Origin of the sequence: Cellulosimicrobium sp. NPDC057862 (genome assembly GCF_042797035.1) — a bacterium.
Lineage (GTDB): Bacteria > Actinomycetota > Actinomycetes > Actinomycetales > Cellulomonadaceae > Cellulosimicrobium.
On the sequence record NZ_JBHVMH010000001.1, the window covers coordinates 321,116 to 338,562 of the forward strand.

General features: G+C 73.9%; 15 protein-coding genes. 6 read left to right on the top strand and 9 right to left on the bottom strand.

Translation table 11 applies throughout. The features are described from left to right. The first annotated feature begins 70 nt into the window (after nucleotides 1-70). Nucleotides 71-1,057: a diguanylate cyclase domain-containing protein gene (locus tag ACFVN3_RS01285; RefSeq protein ID WP_378229757.1), complete on the top strand. Its 987-nt coding sequence runs from the start codon at nucleotides 71-73 to the stop codon at nucleotides 1,055-1,057. 55 nt (nucleotides 1,058-1,112) lie between these two features. On the opposite strand, the gene ACFVN3_RS01290 is transcribed toward ACFVN3_RS01285, so the two are convergent. The 5 genes from ACFVN3_RS01290 to ACFVN3_RS01310 form a co-directional block, all read right to left on the bottom strand. Further along, nucleotides 1,113-1,832, bottom strand: coding sequence for an ABC transporter ATP-binding protein (locus tag ACFVN3_RS01290; RefSeq protein ID WP_378229759.1), 720 nt, complete (start codon nucleotides 1,830-1,832; stop codon nucleotides 1,113-1,115). Beyond that, on the bottom strand, nucleotides 1,819-2,880 hold the full coding sequence (locus ACFVN3_RS01295; protein ID WP_378229761.1) for an ABC transporter ATP-binding protein: 1,062 nt from the start codon (nucleotides 2,878-2,880) through the stop codon (nucleotides 1,819-1,821). Before ACFVN3_RS01295 ends, ACFVN3_RS01290 begins: the two co-directional genes overlap by 14 nt. Beyond that, nucleotides 2,877-4,265, bottom strand: coding sequence for a branched-chain amino acid ABC transporter permease (locus tag ACFVN3_RS01300; RefSeq protein WP_378229764.1), 1,389 nt, complete (start codon nucleotides 4,263-4,265; stop codon nucleotides 2,877-2,879). Before ACFVN3_RS01300 ends, ACFVN3_RS01295 begins: the two co-directional genes overlap by 4 nt. Further along, a complete protein-coding gene (locus ACFVN3_RS01305; RefSeq protein ID WP_378229766.1) occupies nucleotides 4,262-5,320 on the bottom strand; it encodes a branched-chain amino acid ABC transporter permease in 1,059 nt (352 codons plus the stop codon). The genes ACFVN3_RS01300 and ACFVN3_RS01305 overlap by 4 nt, the downstream gene beginning before the upstream one ends. Before the next feature lie 114 nt (nucleotides 5,321-5,434). Further along, on the bottom strand, nucleotides 5,435-6,688 hold the full coding sequence (locus tag ACFVN3_RS01310) for a branched-chain amino acid ABC transporter substrate-binding protein (RefSeq protein ID WP_378229768.1): 1,254 nt from the start codon (nucleotides 6,686-6,688) through the stop codon (nucleotides 5,435-5,437). 345 nt (nucleotides 6,689-7,033) lie between these two features. Between ACFVN3_RS01310 and ACFVN3_RS01315 the strand changes: the two genes are divergently transcribed. The 3 genes from ACFVN3_RS01315 to ACFVN3_RS01325 all read left to right on the top strand — a co-directional run bounded on the left by ACFVN3_RS01315 (nucleotide 7,034) and on the right by ACFVN3_RS01325 (nucleotide 9,023). Continuing rightward, complete coding sequence (locus ACFVN3_RS01315; RefSeq protein ID WP_378229770.1) at nucleotides 7,034-7,510, top strand: nitroreductase family deazaflavin-dependent oxidoreductase; 477 nt, start codon at nucleotides 7,034-7,036, stop codon at nucleotides 7,508-7,510. A gap of 274 nt (nucleotides 7,511-7,784) precedes the next feature. Beyond that, entirely contained in the window at nucleotides 7,785-7,988 is a 204-nt protein-coding gene (locus tag ACFVN3_RS01320) for a cold-shock protein (RefSeq protein WP_047231069.1), read from the top strand. A 288-nt stretch (nucleotides 7,989-8,276) separates the two neighbouring features. Next, entirely contained in the window at nucleotides 8,277-9,023 is a 747-nt protein-coding gene (locus ACFVN3_RS01325; protein ID WP_378229772.1) for a hypothetical protein, read from the top strand. A gap of 122 nt (nucleotides 9,024-9,145) precedes the next feature. On the opposite strand, the gene ACFVN3_RS01330 is transcribed toward ACFVN3_RS01325, so the two are convergent. Next, nucleotides 9,146-13,033, bottom strand: coding sequence for a TM0106 family RecB-like putative nuclease (locus ACFVN3_RS01330; protein WP_378229774.1), 3,888 nt, complete (start codon nucleotides 13,031-13,033; stop codon nucleotides 9,146-9,148). 326 nt (nucleotides 13,034-13,359) lie between these two features. Between ACFVN3_RS01330 and ACFVN3_RS01335 the strand changes: the two genes are divergently transcribed. Next, nucleotides 13,360-14,388: a hypothetical protein gene (locus tag ACFVN3_RS01335; protein WP_378229776.1), complete on the top strand. Its 1,029-nt coding sequence runs from the start codon at nucleotides 13,360-13,362 to the stop codon at nucleotides 14,386-14,388. Nucleotides 14,389-14,418: 30 nt separating this feature from the next. Here the strand turns inward: ACFVN3_RS01335 and ACFVN3_RS01340 are convergent, their stop codons facing one another. Further along, a complete protein-coding gene (locus ACFVN3_RS01340; RefSeq protein WP_378229778.1) occupies nucleotides 14,419-14,859 on the bottom strand; it encodes an SRPBCC domain-containing protein in 441 nt (146 codons plus the stop codon). A 196-nt stretch (nucleotides 14,860-15,055) separates the two neighbouring features. On the opposite strand from ACFVN3_RS01340, the gene ACFVN3_RS01345 reads away from it, so the two are divergent. After that, nucleotides 15,056-15,280 (top strand): hypothetical protein, encoded by a 225-nt coding sequence (locus tag ACFVN3_RS01345; RefSeq protein ID WP_378229780.1) that lies wholly within the window; start codon nucleotides 15,056-15,058, stop codon nucleotides 15,278-15,280. Nucleotides 15,281-15,372: 92 nt separating this feature from the next. Here the strand turns inward: ACFVN3_RS01345 and ACFVN3_RS01350 are convergent, their stop codons facing one another. Continuing rightward, nucleotides 15,373-16,137, bottom strand: coding sequence for an amino acid ABC transporter ATP-binding protein (locus ACFVN3_RS01350; RefSeq protein ID WP_378230314.1), 765 nt, complete (start codon nucleotides 16,135-16,137; stop codon nucleotides 15,373-15,375). Between the two features lie 68 nt (nucleotides 16,138-16,205). Next, nucleotides 16,206-17,222 carry an amino acid ABC transporter permease gene (locus tag ACFVN3_RS01355; protein ID WP_378229782.1) on the bottom strand — a complete coding sequence of 339 codons (1,017 nt, stop codon included), beginning with the start codon at nucleotides 17,220-17,222 and terminating at the stop codon, nucleotides 16,206-16,208. Between the last annotated feature and the right edge of the window lie 225 nt (nucleotides 17,223-17,447).

The following is a 17,447-nucleotide window of genomic DNA, read 5'->3' on the forward strand; positions in this document are numbered from 1 at the left end:
GCCGTGAACTCTCGACGAACACTGGGGCTCGTCCCGGCCGGGACGGTCGCGACGCCGCCACACTGCCCGTGTGCACGACGAACTCACCGAGCTGGCCCAGCACACGGCGATGCGCCCGCCCACGCGTACGAGCGGCACGGTCGCCGACCTCGCGCGGCCGGTGCTGTCGGTCGGCTCCTCCATGCCCGTGGGCCAGCTCGAGGTCGTCTTCCGCAACCCCGACGTCACGTGCGTCGTCGTGCACGACGACGAGGTGCCGCGCCCTGATGCCCCGGCCGCGCGTACCGGGGTGGTGGTGCGCGCGAGCCTCGTCGCCGCGCTGACGGGCCGGCTCGGCTACGGCCGCGCGGTCCTCGAACGCCGTCCGGTCGCGAGCGTCACCGACTGGTCCCCGCTCGTCGTCGCGCCGACCGCGGCCGTGACCGAGGTCGCGACCCTCGCCATGTCCCGGCCCGACGACCACCGGTACGACGACGTCCTCGTCCGCGGCGGCCACTGGGCGAGCGTCGGCGCGGCGGAGCTCGTGCGCTCGCTCGTCGGGACGCTCGCGGAGCGGTCCACGCACGACGCGCTCACGGGGCTGCTCTCGCGTCGCAGCACGTGGCACTCGCTCACCCGGCGCTGCCGGCTGGTCGCGCGCGGCGGGACGCGCGTCGCGCTGCTCCTGCTCGACGTCCAAGACATGTCCGGGGTCAACGCGCTCCACGGGCAGGACGCCGGGGACGCCCTCCTCGCGGGGGTGGGGCACCGGCTGCGGTCGTGGCTCCCCGGGGGCTGCGAGGCGGGCCGCGTCGACGGCGACCGGTTCGCGGTGCTCGCGACGCTGCCCGCGATGGGCGACGTCGAGGCCGCCGCGAGCGCCGAGGCCCTGCGCCAGGAGGTCCTCGCCCAGCTCGGCGCACCCGACGGCCCGGTGCGGCCGTCGTTCCGCACGTCGCTCACGTGGTCCGTCGCCGGTGCGGCGGGCGCCGACGAGCTCGTGCGCGAGGGCGAGGCCCGCCTCGCGGCGGCGCGCACCTCGCCGAGAACGACATGGGTGCCGTCATCCCACGGATGACGGCACCCACGTCGATCTCGACAGCGCGCCGGGGCGTGCTCGACCCAGGGTCAGGTCAGGCCACGCCCAGGTACGCCTCCTTGATGCTCGAGTCGGCCAGCAGCTCCTTGCCGCCGCCGCTGCGCACGACCTCGCCCGTCTCCAGCACGTAGGCCCGGTCGGAGCGCGACAGCGCCTGCTGCGCGTTCTGCTCGACGAGCAGCACCGTCGTCCCCTGCGCGTTGATCTCCGACACGATGCGGAAGATCTGCTGGATGACCATGGGCGCGAGGCCCATCGACGGCTCGTCGAGGAGCAGGAGCCGTGGGCGCGCCATGAGCGCGCGCCCGATCGCGAGCATCTGCTGCTCGCCGCCGGACATCGTGCCGCCCACCTGCGCCTTGCGCTCGGCGAGGCGAGGGAAGAGCTCGAACACGCGGTCGAGCGTCTCGTCGTGCTCGGCCTTGGACGCGAACGTCCGCGCGTAGGAGCCCATCTCGAGGTTCTCGATGACCGTCATCCCGGGGAAGATCCCGCGCCCCTCGGGGGCCTGCACGATGCCCTCCAGCACGCGCAGGTGGGCCTTCATCTTGGTGATGTCCTTGCCGTCGAAGAGGACCTTGCCGCGCGCCACCGGACGGATGCCCGAGATCGCGCGCATCGTCGTCGTCTTCCCGGCGCCGTTCGCCCCGATGAGGGTGACGAGCTCGCCCTCCTCGACGGTGATCGAGATGCCCCGCACCGCCTCGATGCGCCCGTAGGCGACCGTCATGTCCTGGAGCTCAAGCAGAGGCATCGTCGCCACCTCCTTCGGTCGTGGGGGTCGCGCTCCGGTCGTCGGCGGCGGCGAGCTCCTCGTCGGGCACGCCCAGGTAGGCCGCGATGACCTTGGGGTCGCTCGTGACCTCGTCGGGCGTGCCGTCCGCGATGACGCGCCCGAACTCGAGCACGACGATGCGGTCGGTGACCCCCCGCACGAGGCGCATGTCGTGCTCGATGAGCAGGACCGTGTAGCCGTCGTCGCGGATGTGGCGGATGAGGTCCATGAGGGACTCCTTCTCCGCCGGGTTGAAGCCCGCCGCGGGCTCGTCGAGGCACAGGAGCTTGGGCTCGGTCGCCAGGGCGCGCGCGATCTCCAGACGGCGCTGGTCACCGTAGGAGAGGTTGCGCGCCTTCTCCGTCGCCCGCCCGCCCACGCCCACGAACTCGAGCAGCGCGAGCGCCCGGTCGATCGCGTCGCGCTCCTCGCGCCGGTGGCGCGGGGTGCGGAACAGGGCACCCGGGACGGACGTGCGGTGGCGCGCGTCCGACCCGACGACGACGTTCTCGAGCGCCGTCATCTCGTTGAACAGACGGATGTTCTGGAACGTGCGGGCGATACCGCGCTGCGTGATCCGGTAGCGCTTGAGCTTGCCGACCGGGGAGCCGTCGAACACGACCTGCCCCTTGGTCGGCCGGTAGACCCCCGTCATCGCGTTGAACGCCGTGGTCTTGCCCGCGCCGTTCGGCCCGATGAGGCCGAGGATCTCGCCGCGCCGGATGTCGAAGGACACGTCGTCGAGCGCGACGAGGCCGCCGAACTGGACGGTGACGTTCTGCATCTGGAGCAGGGGCTCGCCGACCTTCGCGTGGACCGTGCGGTCCGGCGCGACCATCGCGTCGACGAGCTCGGGGTTCGCGAGCTCGGGCCGCACGTCCGCGACGTCGACGATCGCGGGCTCCTCCAGGACGGCGCCCGGCATGTAGAGGTCGGCGCGCGACGAGTCGGCGCGGCCCGACGACGCGAGGTGCTCGTCGCCGTGCTCGCCGCCCGCCCCGATGCCGCCGGGGTCGTGGGTGCTCATCGGGTCTCCTCCCCGTCCGTCGTGCTCTCTCCCGTGCGGGTCCCGCCGGGCGTCGGGCGCGCGGCGCCCGTCGTCCCCGACGCCGTGGCGACGGCCGGGGTGCCCGGCCGCGCACCGTCGTCGGACCCGGACCGCGTGGCGGCCTGCGCCGCGCGGCGCGCCGCCACGTAGAGCTCGCGCCCGTAGGCGAGCAGCTTCTGCCGGACGGGGATGAGGCCCTGTGGACGGAAGATCATGAGCACGACCAGCGCGATCCCGAAGAACAGGTACCGGTAGCTCGCGATCTCGTTGCCGTTGATCGGGATGCCGAACAGCTCGGTGCGGCCGAGGAAGAAGTTCGGCAGGTACACGATGATGAACGCGCCGAGGATCACCCCGAGCTTGTTCCCCTGGCCGCCGAGCACGACCGCGCAGAGGAAGAGCACGGAGTTGATGACGTTGAAGTTCGTCGGGATGACGAACTGGACCTGGCCCGCGTAGAGCGCGCCTGCGACGCCGCCGATCGACGCGCCGATGACGAACGCCCACAGCTTGAAGCGGAAGGTCGGGACGCCCATGATCTCCGCCGCGTCCTCGTCCTCGCGGATCGCGACCCAGGCGCGCCCGACGCGCGAGCGCTCCAGGTTCCCCACGAGGAGCAGCGAGATGACGATGAAGACGAGGCTGAGCCAGTACCACCAGACGCCCGAGTTGAGCGTGCCCGCCGCGTTGCCCGCGGAGAAGACGCCGTTGGGCAGCTCCTCCGTGACCCCGACGCGCGGGTAGGCGACGCCGCGCAGGCCCTGGCCGCCACCCGTGAGCTCGTCGAGGTTGTCCGCGAGGAGGCGGACGATCTCGCCGAAGCCGAGCGTGACGATCGCGAGGTAGTCGCCGCGCAGGCGCAGCGTGGGCGACCCGAGGATCAGGCCCGACAGCGACGTGATCGCGACCGCGACCGGCAGCGCCGCGAGCCAGGCCCAGTCGCTCGACAGCCACTCGTCGGTCTGGTTCCACGGGCTGTCGGGGCTCGTGAGGATCGCGACTGTGTACGCGCCGATGGCGTAGAAGCCGACGTACCCGAGGTCGAGCAGGCCGGCCTGGCCCACGACGACGTTGAGGCCGATGGCGATGAGCGCGATCATGCCGAACTGCGCCATCACCCCGCCGAAGTTGGTCCCCACCGTGGTGAGCACCGGGATGTTGAGGATCGGCACGAGCGCGATGAAGATGAGGAACGGCACGCCGATCAGCCACTGGGTGGGTCGCGCCTGGGCGTCCCACCACAGCCGGAACCGGTCGCCGACGCCGCCGTGCGGGCGGTCCTTCGTCGCGACCCGGCCCACGGGGGGCATGGACGTGGGGCGGCCCTCGGGGGCCGGCTGCGGTGCGGGGGTCGAGGTGCTCATGCGCGCGCCCTCCCCAGAGACTCGCCGAGGATGCCGGTCGGGCGGAACATGAGGACGATGATCAGGAGCGCGAACGCGACGACGTCGCGCCACTCCGTCCCGAACACGACCTGGCCGTAGTTCTCCATGACGCCGAGCAGCAGGCCGCCGAGCAGCGCGCCGCGCAGGTTGCCGATCCCGCCGAGCACCGCGGCGCAGAACGCCTTGATACCGAGGATGAAGCCGCCGGAGTAGATGATCCCGTTCGGCACGCGCAGCGTGTACAGCAGCGCGGCCGCGCCGGCGAGGATGCCGCCGATGAGGAACGTCAGCATGATGACGCGCTCGCGCGAGACGCCCATGAGGGTCGCGGTCACCGGGTCCTGGGCGACGGCGCGGATGCCACGCCCGAACTTGGTCCGGTTGATGAACATGTCGGTCGCGAGGGCGAGGACGAGCGCCGACAGGATGATGACGAGCGTGATGTTCGTGACCGGCGCGCCGCCGATCGTGAACTGCACCTCCGGCTGCACGAGCCGGATCGGCTGCTGCGCGTTGACGCCGCCCAGGGTGCCACCCGTGAGCTTCGGCAGCACGAAGTGCACGAACTCCTGGATGATGAACGACATCCCGATCGCGGTGATGAGGAACACGAGCGCCGGTGCGCCGCGCCGTCGCAGCGGTCTGTAGGCCACGCGTTCCAGCCCGACGGCGGCGCCGCCCGCGACGAGCATGCCGCCGAGCATCGCGATGCCGAGGTAGAGGACCGTGAGGGCGATGCCCTTGTCGTACGCGTTCCCGCTCGGGGCGAAGCCCAGGAGCATGAGCGTCGCGTACTGCCCGAACATGCCGAGCATGAAGACCTCGGAGTGGGCGAAGTTGATGAGCCGCAGCACGCCGTAGACGAGCGTGTAGCCGACGGCCACGAGCGCGTAGATCGCGCCGTAGGTGAGGCCTTCGATGGTGAGGCCCCAGAAGTTCCGGGCGAGGCCCGCGATGTTGAAGTCGATGAGGGACTGGTGGACGAGGGGACCGGCGGTCGCGCTGTGCATCAGCGCGTCAGCAAGAGCGGGCATGACGCTCCCTGATTCTTTCTCTGGTGTACGAGGTCGTGGTCCACGACGGGCGCCCCGCCCGCCGGCCCCCGCGCGGTGCGGGGGCGTCGGGGCAGGGCGCCCGTCGTCGTCGGACTACTGGACCTCGTAGATCCAGATGAGCGCCGAGGCGAGCTCGCCCGTGTCGTCCCACTCGTAGGTGCGGGCCAGGCCCTCACCGGAGTAGTTCGCCACGTAGTCGATCAGGCCCGCGCGGTCGGTCACGCCGGACGCGATGCCCGTGAGCATGATCGTCGCGAGGTCGTAGCCCTCGACCGAGTACACGCCCGGCGCCTGGCCGGCCGACTCCTCGTAGGTCGCCGCGAAGTCCTCCGGCGCGGGGCCGCACGGGCAGGACAGGATCGCGCCCTCGGAGGACGCGCCGGCCTGCGAGACGAACTGCGGGTCGTTCGTGCCGTCCGCCGAGACGAACGGGATCTCGACGCCGCCGTCGCGCAGCTGCTGCACGAACGGCGCCGCCTCGGCGTAGTAGCCGGCGTAGAAGACCGCGTCGGCGTCGGCGCCCGAGATGATCTGGACGGCGGCGGAGAAGTCCTTGTCGCCCGTCTTGACCTCGGCGGCGCAGTCCGCGTTCGCGGCGTCGCCCAGGCCCTCGGTGATCTGCTGGGCGAGGCCGATGCCGTAGTCCGAGTTGTCGGAGACGACGCAGACGCTGCCGAACTCCTTCGTGTTGACGAGGTACTTGGCGACCGACGGCCCCTGGACGGCGTCGTTGGCGAGGCCGCGGAAGAAGTTGGTCCAGCCGTTCGACGTCAGGTCGGGGTTCGTGGCCGACGCCGTGAGCGACAGCAGGCCGGCCTGGCTGAAGACGTCGCCGGTCGCGGCCGTCTCGCCCGAGAACGCCGGGCCGAGGAGGCCGAGGACCGTGGCGTCGCCGACGATCTGCGGCGCGACCTGGGTGGCCTTCTGCGGGTCGCCCTCGGTGTCGAACTCCTTGATGGTCACCTGGCACCCGGGGTTCGCCGCGTTGAACGCGTCCACCGCGACCTGCGCCCCGTACAGGATGTTGAGGCCGAGCGCGGCGTTCGGGCCCGTGAGGGCACCCGCCATCGCGATCGACGTGCCCTCGGCACACTCGGCGCTGCCGTCGCCGGCCGGGTCGACCGGGTTGCCGGCCTCCGCCGCGGGGACCTCGGCACCCTCGATGTCGATCTGGACCGACGGGACGATGCTCAGCTCGGCAGAGCCGCCGTCGTCGGTCTCGGTCGACGTCCCGGTCGTCTCGTCGTCTCCGCCGCCCTGGGACTGGGGACCGCAGGCGGTGAGGACGAGAGTGGCCGCGAGGAGCAGGGCAGCACCCCCGCTCGCCCGTCGTGCTGTGCGATGCATGCCAACCTCCGTGGTCCTGATCCCCGCGGAGGGCGGCCACGCCGCTTCTCCCCGCGGTCGATCGCTGAATTCAACACTGAATTGCGTGCTGAATAGTGACACAGGTCACCCGGGGACGAAACCTGCCGCGGACGTGTCGCCCGGAGCCCTCCGCGGCATCTCGGAGGGCTCCGGACCCACGAATCCGCGGGAGGTGGCGCCTCCGCGTTCCTGGGTGACGCGAACGTAGGCGGATCGGATTTCGTGGGACGCAGGGAGTTGTTACCGACTCGTAACGTAAGGGTCTCGTTTCGTTCCGTGGACGGTACGAATGTGCCGATTCAGGTGCTGCCGTACGGTGGACGGATGACGGTCGCGTCCCGGCTCCTGCACACGCGCTGGCTCGTCCGGACACCTGTCGCCCTCTTCCGCTCCGGGCTCGGTCTGCTCCTGGGCGGACGGCTCCTGATGCTCGGCCACCGCGGCCGGACGACCGGCGAGACCCGGTACGCCGTGCTGGAGGTCTCCGCGCGACCGGATCCCCGCACGTGGGTCGTCGTCGCCGGGCTCGGCCCGCGCTCGCAGTGGTACCGCAACGTCGTCGCCGACCCGCGCGTCCTCCTCTGGGTGGGCGCCCGTCGCGGCGTGCGCGGCCGCTCCCGCACCCTGGCGCCCGCGGACGGAGCGCGATTCCTGCGCGAGTACGCCGCCGCGCACGCCCGCTCCTGGGAGGTGCTGGAGCCGGTGGTCCTCGAGTGGGCGGAACCGCTCGCGACGGAGCGGGGCGAGGACGACTGGCGGCGCGTCGTGCCGGTCGTCGAGCTCACGGTGCCCGCGGCCTGACGCGCGGCCGGCGGGCTCCCGGACGACCCCCCGCGACGCCCCGGCGACACGTCGCGCGACCGGGTACGACATCAGCGGGGAGAGCCATGGCCAAGGAGAGGCATACCCTGTACGGTTGACCCCGAGATTGCAGTGCCTCGCTTGTCCTCGCGTCGATGTGACCGCCACCCGGCGGGCGCCCGGCGGACCTTGTTACCCAAGAGTTGACGACGAACACCGTGATGTACTCCCCTGCGCCCGCGGGGGGTGTTTCCACACTCTTGAAGGAGTAACAATGGCTACCGGAACCGTGAAGTGGTTCAACAGCGAGAAGGGCTACGGCTTCATCGCCCCCGAGGACGGCTCGGCCGACGTGTTCGCGCACTACTCCGCGATCCAGTCGCAGGGCTTCCGCACGCTGGAGGAGAACCAGCGCGTCGAGTTCGACGTGACGCAGGGCCCCAAGGGCCCGCAGGCGGAGAACATCCGCGCGATCTGATCCGATCTCCCCGGTGACGACCCTCCCGGGTCGCGCCGACCGATCGTTCACCGAGCGCCCCCGACCCTCCGGTCGGGGGCGTTCGTGCGTCCGGTGCCGGTCGCGCTGCGGAGCCGTGCCGAACCCGGGGTCGCTCCTCACGAGGCGGGCGCGGTGAGGAACGATCCCGGGTTCGGCAGCGGGCGGAACCGTGCGCCGAGGCTCCTCGTTGTTCCGGGAGTGAGCCGCACCGGCCACGACCCCCGCGCGAGCGTCCGACGCCGCGCCACCGAACTCGGAGGACGACCCATGGGATTCCTGGACCGGCTCCTCGGCCGCGAGCCCCGCGACCCGCACGGCGCCCCGCAGGCGGGCCCCTACGGCTCGCCGGCGCAGCACCCGACGCAGTACCCGACCCAGTACCCGAGCCAGCCCGCCTACGGGAGCGCCCCGCAGGACGCGCGCGCCGCGACGACCGCACCCCGCACCCCCGACCAGGTCGCGGTCGACCGCTACCGGTACCTGCTGCGCACCGCGCCGCCGGACCAGGTCGAGCAGGCGCACGCCGAGGCGTTCGCCCGCCTGACGCCCGAGCAGCGGCGGCAGGTGCTCGCCGAGCTCGGCGAGCAGGTCCCCGCGTCGGAGCGCGCGACGTCCGACGCGCCGCAGGACCTCGCCCGGATGGCGACCCGCGCCGAGATGCGCCAGCCCGGCACGCTCGAGCGCACGTTCGCCGGCCGCGGCCAGGGCGCACCCGGGTTCGGCGCCATGGTCGGCTCGAGCCTGCTCGGCACCATCGCGGGCGTCGTCATCGGCTCGGCGGTCGCGAACGCCCTCTTCGGGCCGGCGTTCGCCGATCCCACGCAGCCCGTCGCGGAGGACGCGGCGGCCGAGCAGGGCGCCGAGGATCCCGGTGCCACCGAGGGCGGCGACGGCGGAGCGGTCGAGGCGGCCGGCGAGGATCCTTCGGGCGGGGGCGACCCCGGCGGGGACGACTTCGGCGGCGGCGACCTCGGCGGAGGGTTCGGCGACTTCGGGGGTTTCGGGGAATTCTGACCCCGGCGCGCCGCCCGCGCATCGCCCGGCCGGGCGAACCCTGCTCGGCCGGGCGAGCCCTGCTCGGCCGAGCGCATCCCCGGCTCACCGCGGGCGGGACTCGCCCGCCGGCCGGACGCCGTTCAGCCGACGGGCGGGGAGCCCGCCAGCCCGAGGAACGCGCCGAGCTCCTCGACACCGCGCGGGGAGTGCGGCAGGAGGTCGGTGAGACCGGGTGAGCGCACGACGACCGCGCTCCACTGCGCTCGCGACACCGCGACGTTGACCCGGTGCCGCGAGAGCAGGAACCCGAGCCCGCGCGACGCCTCGCGGCCCGACGAGGCGGCGAGCGTCACGACGACGACCGGCGCCTCCTTGCCCTGGAACCGGTCGACCGTGCCGACCTCGACGTCCGGGTAGCCCGCGGCCTCGAGCGCCCCGCGCACGGCCCACACCTGCGCGTTGTACGCCGCGACGACCAGGACGTCCCCCTGCCCGAGCGGACGTCGCTCCTCGACCCCGTCGACCGTCGTCGTCCACGTCCGCCCGAGGACCCGCTCGACCTGGCGGACGACCTCGGCCGCCTCCTCGGGCGAGCGCACCGAGTTCCCCGCGTGCGCCACGAGCACCTGCTCGACCCCGGGCGGGACGCCGTCGAGCTCGCGGGCCGCGGCGCACGGGTGCGCGTGGAGACGGTCCTCGTACGCGAGGGTCGAGACGGCCTGCGCGAGGCGCGGGTGCAGACGCCACGTCAGGGGGAGGAAGTAGCCGCGGAGTGCGGGCAGCACCCCGTGACCGTCGGCGAGCCACCCGAGCACCGAGCGGTCGACCGGCTCGGGGTGCCGCCCCTGGCTGACCTGCGGGAGCTGCTGCGGGTCGCCGAGCAGGAGGAGCCGGCGCGCGGCGCGCGACACGGCGACCGTGGTCGCGAGCGAGAGCTGACCGGCCTCGTCGACGACGAGCAGGTCGAGGGTGCCGGCCGGGAGGCGGTCCGCCGCGAAGTCCCAGGCGGTCCCGCCGACGACGCGCGGCCCCGGCTGCGTCGCGAACGCCGCGAGGTGGGCGCCGTCGAGCTCGTCGTACACGGCGCGCGCCGACGGCCCGTCCGCCGCGACCTTCTTCGCCACGACCTCGCGCGGGACGCCGGCCCCGAGCACGACCGCCCGGAGCATGTTCTCGACGACGGCGTGCGACTGCGCGACGACCCCGACCCGCCAGCCCTGCGCGACGAGCCGCGCGACGACCCGCGACCCGACGTAGGTCTTGCCCGTCCCGGGCGGGCCCTGGACCGCGAGGTACGAGTCGTCGAGGCGCTCGACGGCGGCCGTGACCGCCGCGACGATGTCGTCGTCCACGACGGGCGGGAGCCCGGGCCCGGCCGCTCCGTCGTCGCCTGCCGGGACGCGCGCGCCGTCGCCCCCCTCCGGGACGTGGAGGCGGTCCGCGCGTGCTGCCGTCGCCGGCACGAGCCGTGGGGGTCGCCGCAGGAGCACGTCGGTCGCGGCGTCACGCGGCAGCGCCCCCGTCGTCTGCCACGTCCGGAGCGCGGACCGCGCGGCGGCCTCCGCCGCCGCCTCCAACGGCTTGGCGCTCGGGCCCGGCGACGGGGTGAGCGCGACGGGCGTCGCGTCGAACGGCTCGGCACCGGTCGGGAGCTGCTCACGCACGAGGAGCACGTCCCGCTCGCCCGCGGGCGTCGCACGGCGGCGCGCGTCGACGACCGACGCGCCCGTGAGCCAGCCGCGCACCCCGTCGGCCGCCGTCCTGACGCACGGCGGCAGCGGCGGGTCGTAGAGGACGTACGGCGCCACGCCGACGCGCAGGTCGCTGCCCTCGGGGAGCCGGCCCACGAGCTCCAGGCGGCGCGACCACGTCCGGCGCCCAGGCTCGACCTCCCAGCCCGAGACGACCTCGGCCTGCTCGACGAGGAACGCGTTGCGGCGCCCCAGCCACTCGTCCACCGGGAGCGAGAGCCGCGAGTAGTGCTCGTGCCAGAACGGCTTCGCCTCGCGCCGGAAGTACCCCGCAGCGGCGCCGTACAGCGCGAGCGCCTGCTCCTCGGCACCACGCCGGGCACGATCCTCCCCCACGACCTGCCGGATCTCCTCCTCCAGCACCACCACGGACGACCGCTCCCGCAGCTCGTCGGTCGCCAGATCCTCACCCCGCCTGTCGGGCGCGATCTCGCCCCCGGGGGAGGTGACGGACATGGCGGGGTCGGGGGAGGTGCGCGCCGTCGTGGTCGGGTCTGGCGGGAGCGCCGCGAGGGACGAGCGGCGCGGATGGTAGACGGCGCGCACCTCCCCCGACCCCGCACCCGAGGCCACCACCTCGGAGGCGAGAACGGCATGACGCAACCACTCCCCCAGCCGCAGCGTCGACACGCAGTCGTACCGGTTGTAGTCCGCGATCCCGCGGAGGAGCTCGTCCGCCTCGTCGTCGCGCCCCGCCTCGCGCAGCGCGGTGTACTCCGCGTACGCGACGACGGACGCGGCGGCGGTCGTCACGTCGCCGGTGCGCAGCTCGTCGCCCATGTAGAGCGGCTCGAGCTTCTTGATCGACCGGGACTTGTCGGAGACGTGCAGCGCCTGGCGCACGACGGCGTAGAGGTCGACGAGGACGCCGTCGCGCAGGAGGTCGTCGACCTCCTCCTCGTACACGCCGTGCCGCGCGGCGATGGCGAGCAGGTGCGCGCGCTCGTAGTCGGCGTAGTGGTAGACGTGCAGGTCCGGGTACGTGCGGCGGCGCGCGTTGACGTGGTCGACGAACGCGACGAGGGCGTCGCGCTCCGCCGCGAGGTCGTGCGCCCACAGCGCGTGGAACGGCGGGCGGTCCTCGGGCGCGTCGGGACGCTCGACCCAGCCGAACAGGTAGTCGAGGCCCCAGCTCGTGCCGCCCGCATCCGTCCACAGGGGGTCACCCTCGAAGTCGAAGAAGACGTCACCCGGGCTCGGCGCAGGCAGCGCGAGCACGGGGGCCGGGTCGTCGATGCGCCACGAGAGCTCGTGGGGTCCCGCCGCGTCCGCCCACACGACCGTGCCGTCGGAGGGCCCGGTGCCGAGCTGGAACGCGGCCTGGCGTCGGACCTTCGCGAACGAGGACCGGCTCATGCCGTCGGGCACGGGTGTCTCGTCGGTCGCGGCCGCGAGCTCGTCGATCGTGCGGATCCCCGCCGCGTGCAGCCGTGCGCGCTGCGACTCGTACACCCCACCCACGAGCAGCACGTCGCGGTGCGCGTCGATCTGCGCCCGGCAGTCGTCGCAGCGCCCGCACGCCCGGACGGCGGGGTCGTCCCAGGGGGCGCGGCCGTCGCGCGCGACGTGCTCGGCCGTGAGCCGGACGAGCCGGTCGCGGCGGTCCCGGAACACGGGCAGGAGGTCGGCGAGGCGGTGCGAGGTGCGCTCGCGCGTGCCGAGCACGAGCGAGACGTCGGGGTCGACGGGCACGCCCGCGGCCCGGAGCTGGTCGCCGTACGCGGCGAGCTGGAGGAGCGCGGGGACCTTGGCGCGCCGCGCGAGCTTGGTGTCGACGACGGCGTAGCGGGCCGACCCCGTGTCGTCGGTGCCGGTCCGGACGAGGAAGTCGGCACGCCCGTGGAAGGAGCCGTCGAAGAACGCCGCCTGGTGCACGACGTCGGCACCGGCCTCGAGCGCGGCGAGCGTGCTCGCCTGGGCCGCCACGAGCGCGTCCCAGGAGACCCGGCGCGGCGGCTCGAGGCGCACGACGCCGCGACCCGTCGTCGGGTCGAACGCCCCGTGCTCGGCCTCGTAGCGCGCGAGGACCTCGCGCTCGTGCCGAGCGCCGAGCGCGGCGGTGCGCGCGAGCATCGCGTCGTCCCCCGCAGCCCTGCGTGGCGCACGGCCGAGCTGCTCGTCGAGCCGGCACAGGAGCCGGTACTCGCAGTCGGCGGCGACGACGAGGTCGCTCGCCGAGTGCACGAGGACGCGCTCGCGCGCGGGCGCGCCGCCCGTGGCGGCCCGGCCGGGGTCGGCTGCGACGGTCCGCAGCGCCGGCTCGTCGACGAGGAACACGCACACCTCCGGGTCGGGGACGATCGCCGCCGGGGCGGGAGCTGGGCCGCCTCGCCGGTCTGTGTCCGTTCTACCAGCGGCCACCCACGTCGCGGCGCAGCGTTCCCCGCACGCCCGGACGCACCAGGGGCACCGCCACCTCTCCTCCGGTCCGTGCCGGTCTGCGGTCGGTCCGTGGCCGGCGCGCGGGCGCCACTGCCGGTCCGCGGCCGGTGCGATTCGTGCCGGTGGCCACGACTCCCCTACTGTTCCCGTCGAACCCGGAGCCCCGTCGAGACCCTGCGTCCCCGTCGACCGTGCGCCGGACGCTACCGAAGGAGGACCCCATGGCCGTGCGGTTCGTACCGCCCCCGGGGTGGCCCGTGCCCGAGGGCTTCACCCCCACGACCGACTGGCACCCGGACCCGTCCTGGCCGGCCCCGCCCCCGGGCTGGGTGTTCTGGGAGGACGCCGCGACCTCGGGGCCCCCGGTCCCCGTGCCCCTCCCGGACGCGCCGGTCCTCCGCACGACCGAGCCCCTGCCCTCCGGGTCCGGGACGCCGACGCGGCGGTCGCTGCGCGCGCGCTCGTCCGGGGCGACCCCGGCGGTCGGCGCACCCCTCACGGGTCCGGGGTCCGACGCGACGCACGTGGCGACGCTCGCCCCGGTCGCGACGGGCGCCGTCGACGACCACCCGGTCGCCAGCTCGACGATGATCCTCCCCGCGCTCGGCGCGCTGCTCGACGACCCGGCCGCACGCCCTGCGGTCGCGGGCGCGGCCCCGACGGTCTCGGCCGGAGCCGCGCGGTCCGGCGTGGTCCCCGTCGGCCCGACGCCCGCCGGCCCTGCCGCGGCACCGCCGCGCGCGACGGCGAGCACGGCACGCACCCCCGGGGGCGTCGGTCCGCTCGCGCTCCCCGGCGCCGACGACGACGAGGACGCCGCCCCCGACCGCGGCCGCCGGTGGCTCGTCCCGACCGCCGTCGGCCTCGCGGGCGTCGCTCTCGGCCTGCTCGTCGGCATCGGCCTGACGCTCTCCGCGCAGGGGGAGGCGCAGCGCGAGAAGGCCGAGGCGCAGCGCGTGCAGAGCGAGGTCGCGGCGGAGCGCGAGCAGCTCGAGTCGGAGCGTGCCGACCTGGAGGCCCAGCGCGCCGAGCTCGACGCGGCGACGACGCAGCTCAGCGAGCGCGAGGCGGCGATCACGAAGGCCGAGGAGGACGCCGCCCAGCGGTCGCAGGAGCTCGACGACCGGCAGAAGCAGCAGGACGAGCGCGACCAGCAGAACCAGCCCGGCCCGGGGAACAACGGCAACGGCAACGGCAACGACGGGAACACCGACGACGGCAGCTGGGACTGGGGCGACTGGGGCTGGTGAGACCGTGGTGGTCCCCCACGAGCCCGGAGCTCACTTCTCCGGGTCGGGGTGCTCGGCGAGCCGCGCGTAACGGCTGAGGATGCGTGGCCACCCGGTGAAGCGCGACCGCACGCGCTCGCTGCCGGGCGCCCACCCGCCGTGCTCGAACCGCACGGCGGTCCCGGTCGTGCTCGGCCGCAGGTCGACCCGGACGAGCGACGCCCGGCCGGGCGGCTGCCCCGGGGTGAACGTGTGCGCGAGGTGGGTCGCCCGCTCCCAGAGCGTCACGCGCCCCCAGACCTGCTCGTCGGCGCCGTGGGACGCGACCACGCGCCCGCCGACGACGGGCTCGACGACGAGCCCGGAGAACGACCGGGCGTCGTCGGTGTACCCGGGGGGCCACCACTCCGCGATCCGGTCGACGTACGTGTCGAAGGCGACCTCGACGGGGCACGCGAGCCGGAGCTCGTGGACGATCGGGGCGAGGCTCATGCGGTCCTCCCGGGTGCGACCGGGACGCGGCGGCCGGTGCGCGTCAGGATGCAGTGAACCGCGCCCGACGACGTCGCGCCACCGGTGGCTCGTCAGCGCCGGTCCGAGGCGTGCGCGCCCGGTCTCCACGAACGTCTCACGGACACGTCACCGCTTCCGGTCGCGGAACGCACGTCCCTCACCGAAGGTGGGAGGCGTGCCGACGCGATCTCTCTCCCACACCCTCTCCCCCACCCCGGACAGCGAGACCCCGATCTACGACGCGCTCGTGGTCGAGCACGAGAACATGCTGCCGCTCGTGCACCTGGGCCGGGCGCTCAGCGGGGAGATGGTCACGGTCGCGCGCCCCACGGGCCTCTCGCCCCGCCTCGCCCCGGGGCACGACGCCCCCGCGCTCCCGCGCCGCCGTCGCGCGGGCTGAGCCGAGGCGCGCGAGATCGACCCCCACGTCACCGGGTCGACCTTCCGAGGGCCGATCTCGGACGCACAGGCCGATCTCGCGGCCCGCCCCGCCTACAGGACGTGCGCGAGGAACGAGCGCGTGCGCTCGTGCTGCGGGTCGCCGAGCACCTGGTCGGGCGTGCCCCGCTCGACGATGACGCCCTCGTCCATGAAGACGACGGTGTCCGCGACCTCGCGCGCGAACCCGATCTCGTGCGTCACGACCATCATCGTCATGCCGGACCGCGCGAGGTCGCGCATGACGGCCAGCACCTCGCCGACGAGCTCGGGGTCGAGCGCCGACGTCGGCTCGTCGAACAGCATGAGCTCGGGCTCCATCGCGAGCGCGCGCGCGATCGCCACGCGCTGCTGCTGCCCGCCGGAGAGCTGCGCCGGGTAGTGGTCGGCCCGGTCGACGAGGCCGACGCGCGCCAGGAGCTCGGTCGCCTGCGCGCGCGCCGCCGCCCTCCCGAGCCCGCGCACCTGGACCGGCGCCTCGGCGACGTTCTCGAGCGCCGTCATGTGCGGGAACAGGTTGAAGCGCTGGAACACCATGCCGATGCGCGAGCGCTGGCGCGCGACGACCTTGGGGTGCAGGCGGTGCAGGCGCGTCCGCCCGTCCTTGGTCACCTCGCGGTAGCCCATGAGCTCGCCGTCGACGCGGATGCGTCCGCCGGTGATCTCCTCGAGCTCGTTGACGCAGCGCAGGAGCGTCGACTTGCCGGACCCGGACGGCCCCAGGACGACGCACACCGAGCCGCGCGGGACCTCGAGGTCCACGCCCCGGAGCACGTGCAGGTCGCCGAACATCTTGTGCAGGCCCTCGACCTGCACCATCGGCGTGGCGTCGGCGGTCCGGTCGCCTGTGCGGCTGGCCGGCGAGGCCGCCGCGTCGTGCGTCCCGCTCACGGGGTCACCTCCAGGAAGGGGTCGTCCTTGGTCGTGCCGGACGCGGCGATGAGGTCCTGCTTGCTCGGCTTCCGGCGCCCGCCGCCCCGGCCTCCGGGGCCGCGCCCGCGGCGTCGGGCCGCCGTCTGCGTGCCGAACCCGCGGCCGTAGTACCGCTCGATGTAGTGCTGGCCGACCATGAGGACGCTCGTGATGAGCAGGTACCAGATCGCCGCGACCATGAGCAGCGGGATCGGCAGGAAGAGCCGGTTGCCGATCGCGTTCGTCGAGTACTGCAGGTCGAGCGTGAACGGCACGGCGAGGACGAGCGACGTCGTCTTGAGCAGGGAGATCGTCTCGTTGCCCGTCGGGGGCACGATGACGCGCATGGCCTGCGGCAGCACGATGCGCCGAAGGATCTTGCCGTCCTTCATGCCGAGCGCCTTGGCAGCCTCGGTCTGGCCCGGGTCCACGGACCCGAGGCCCGCGCGCACGATCTCCGCGAGGTACGCGGCCTCGTTGAGCGAGAGCCCGATGAGCGCGCACACGAACGCCGTGAACAGGTCCGCCGTGCGGAACTCGAAGAACTCGGGGCCGAACGGGATGCCCAGGCTCAGGCGCGGGTAGAGCACCGAGACGAGGCCCCAGAACACGAGCTGGGTGTAGATCGGGGTGCCGCGGAAGAACCAGATGTAGCCCCAGCTCACCGACTTCATGACGGGGTTGTCCGACCGCCGCATGATCGCGAGCAGCACGGCGAGCACGATCGCGATCGCCATCGAGCAGAACGTCAGCACGAGCGTCCAGCCCACGCCGCGCACGACCGTCACGTCGCGGAAGTAGAGCCAGACGACGTCCCAGCGGAACTTCTCGTTCGTCAGCAGGGCGTTGGCGGCCATCGCGGCGAGGACCAGCAGCACGACGGCGGAGATCCACCGGCCGGGCCGCGGGACGGGTCGGGCGTGGATGCGGTCGGGGACCGGGTCGTCGCCCGGTGCGCCGGCGGCGTCGCCGCCGGGAGTCCTACCGGTCATGGTGCACCTCGGGGTGTCGGGGCTCGGGGCACGAGCCGGGCCGCGCGGACGACGTCGTCCGTGCAGGCGTCCAGTGTGCCGGTCGCGGGGGCCGGGGGGGGGCCCCCCCCACCGCGGGGGCGGGGGGGGGGGGTTTGCACTGCGCTTTTGGGTGTTTGCTTTAGTGTTCGGGGCCCCCCGCGCGGGGGGGGGGGCCCCCAAATTTCACAGGACTCGACCGAGCTC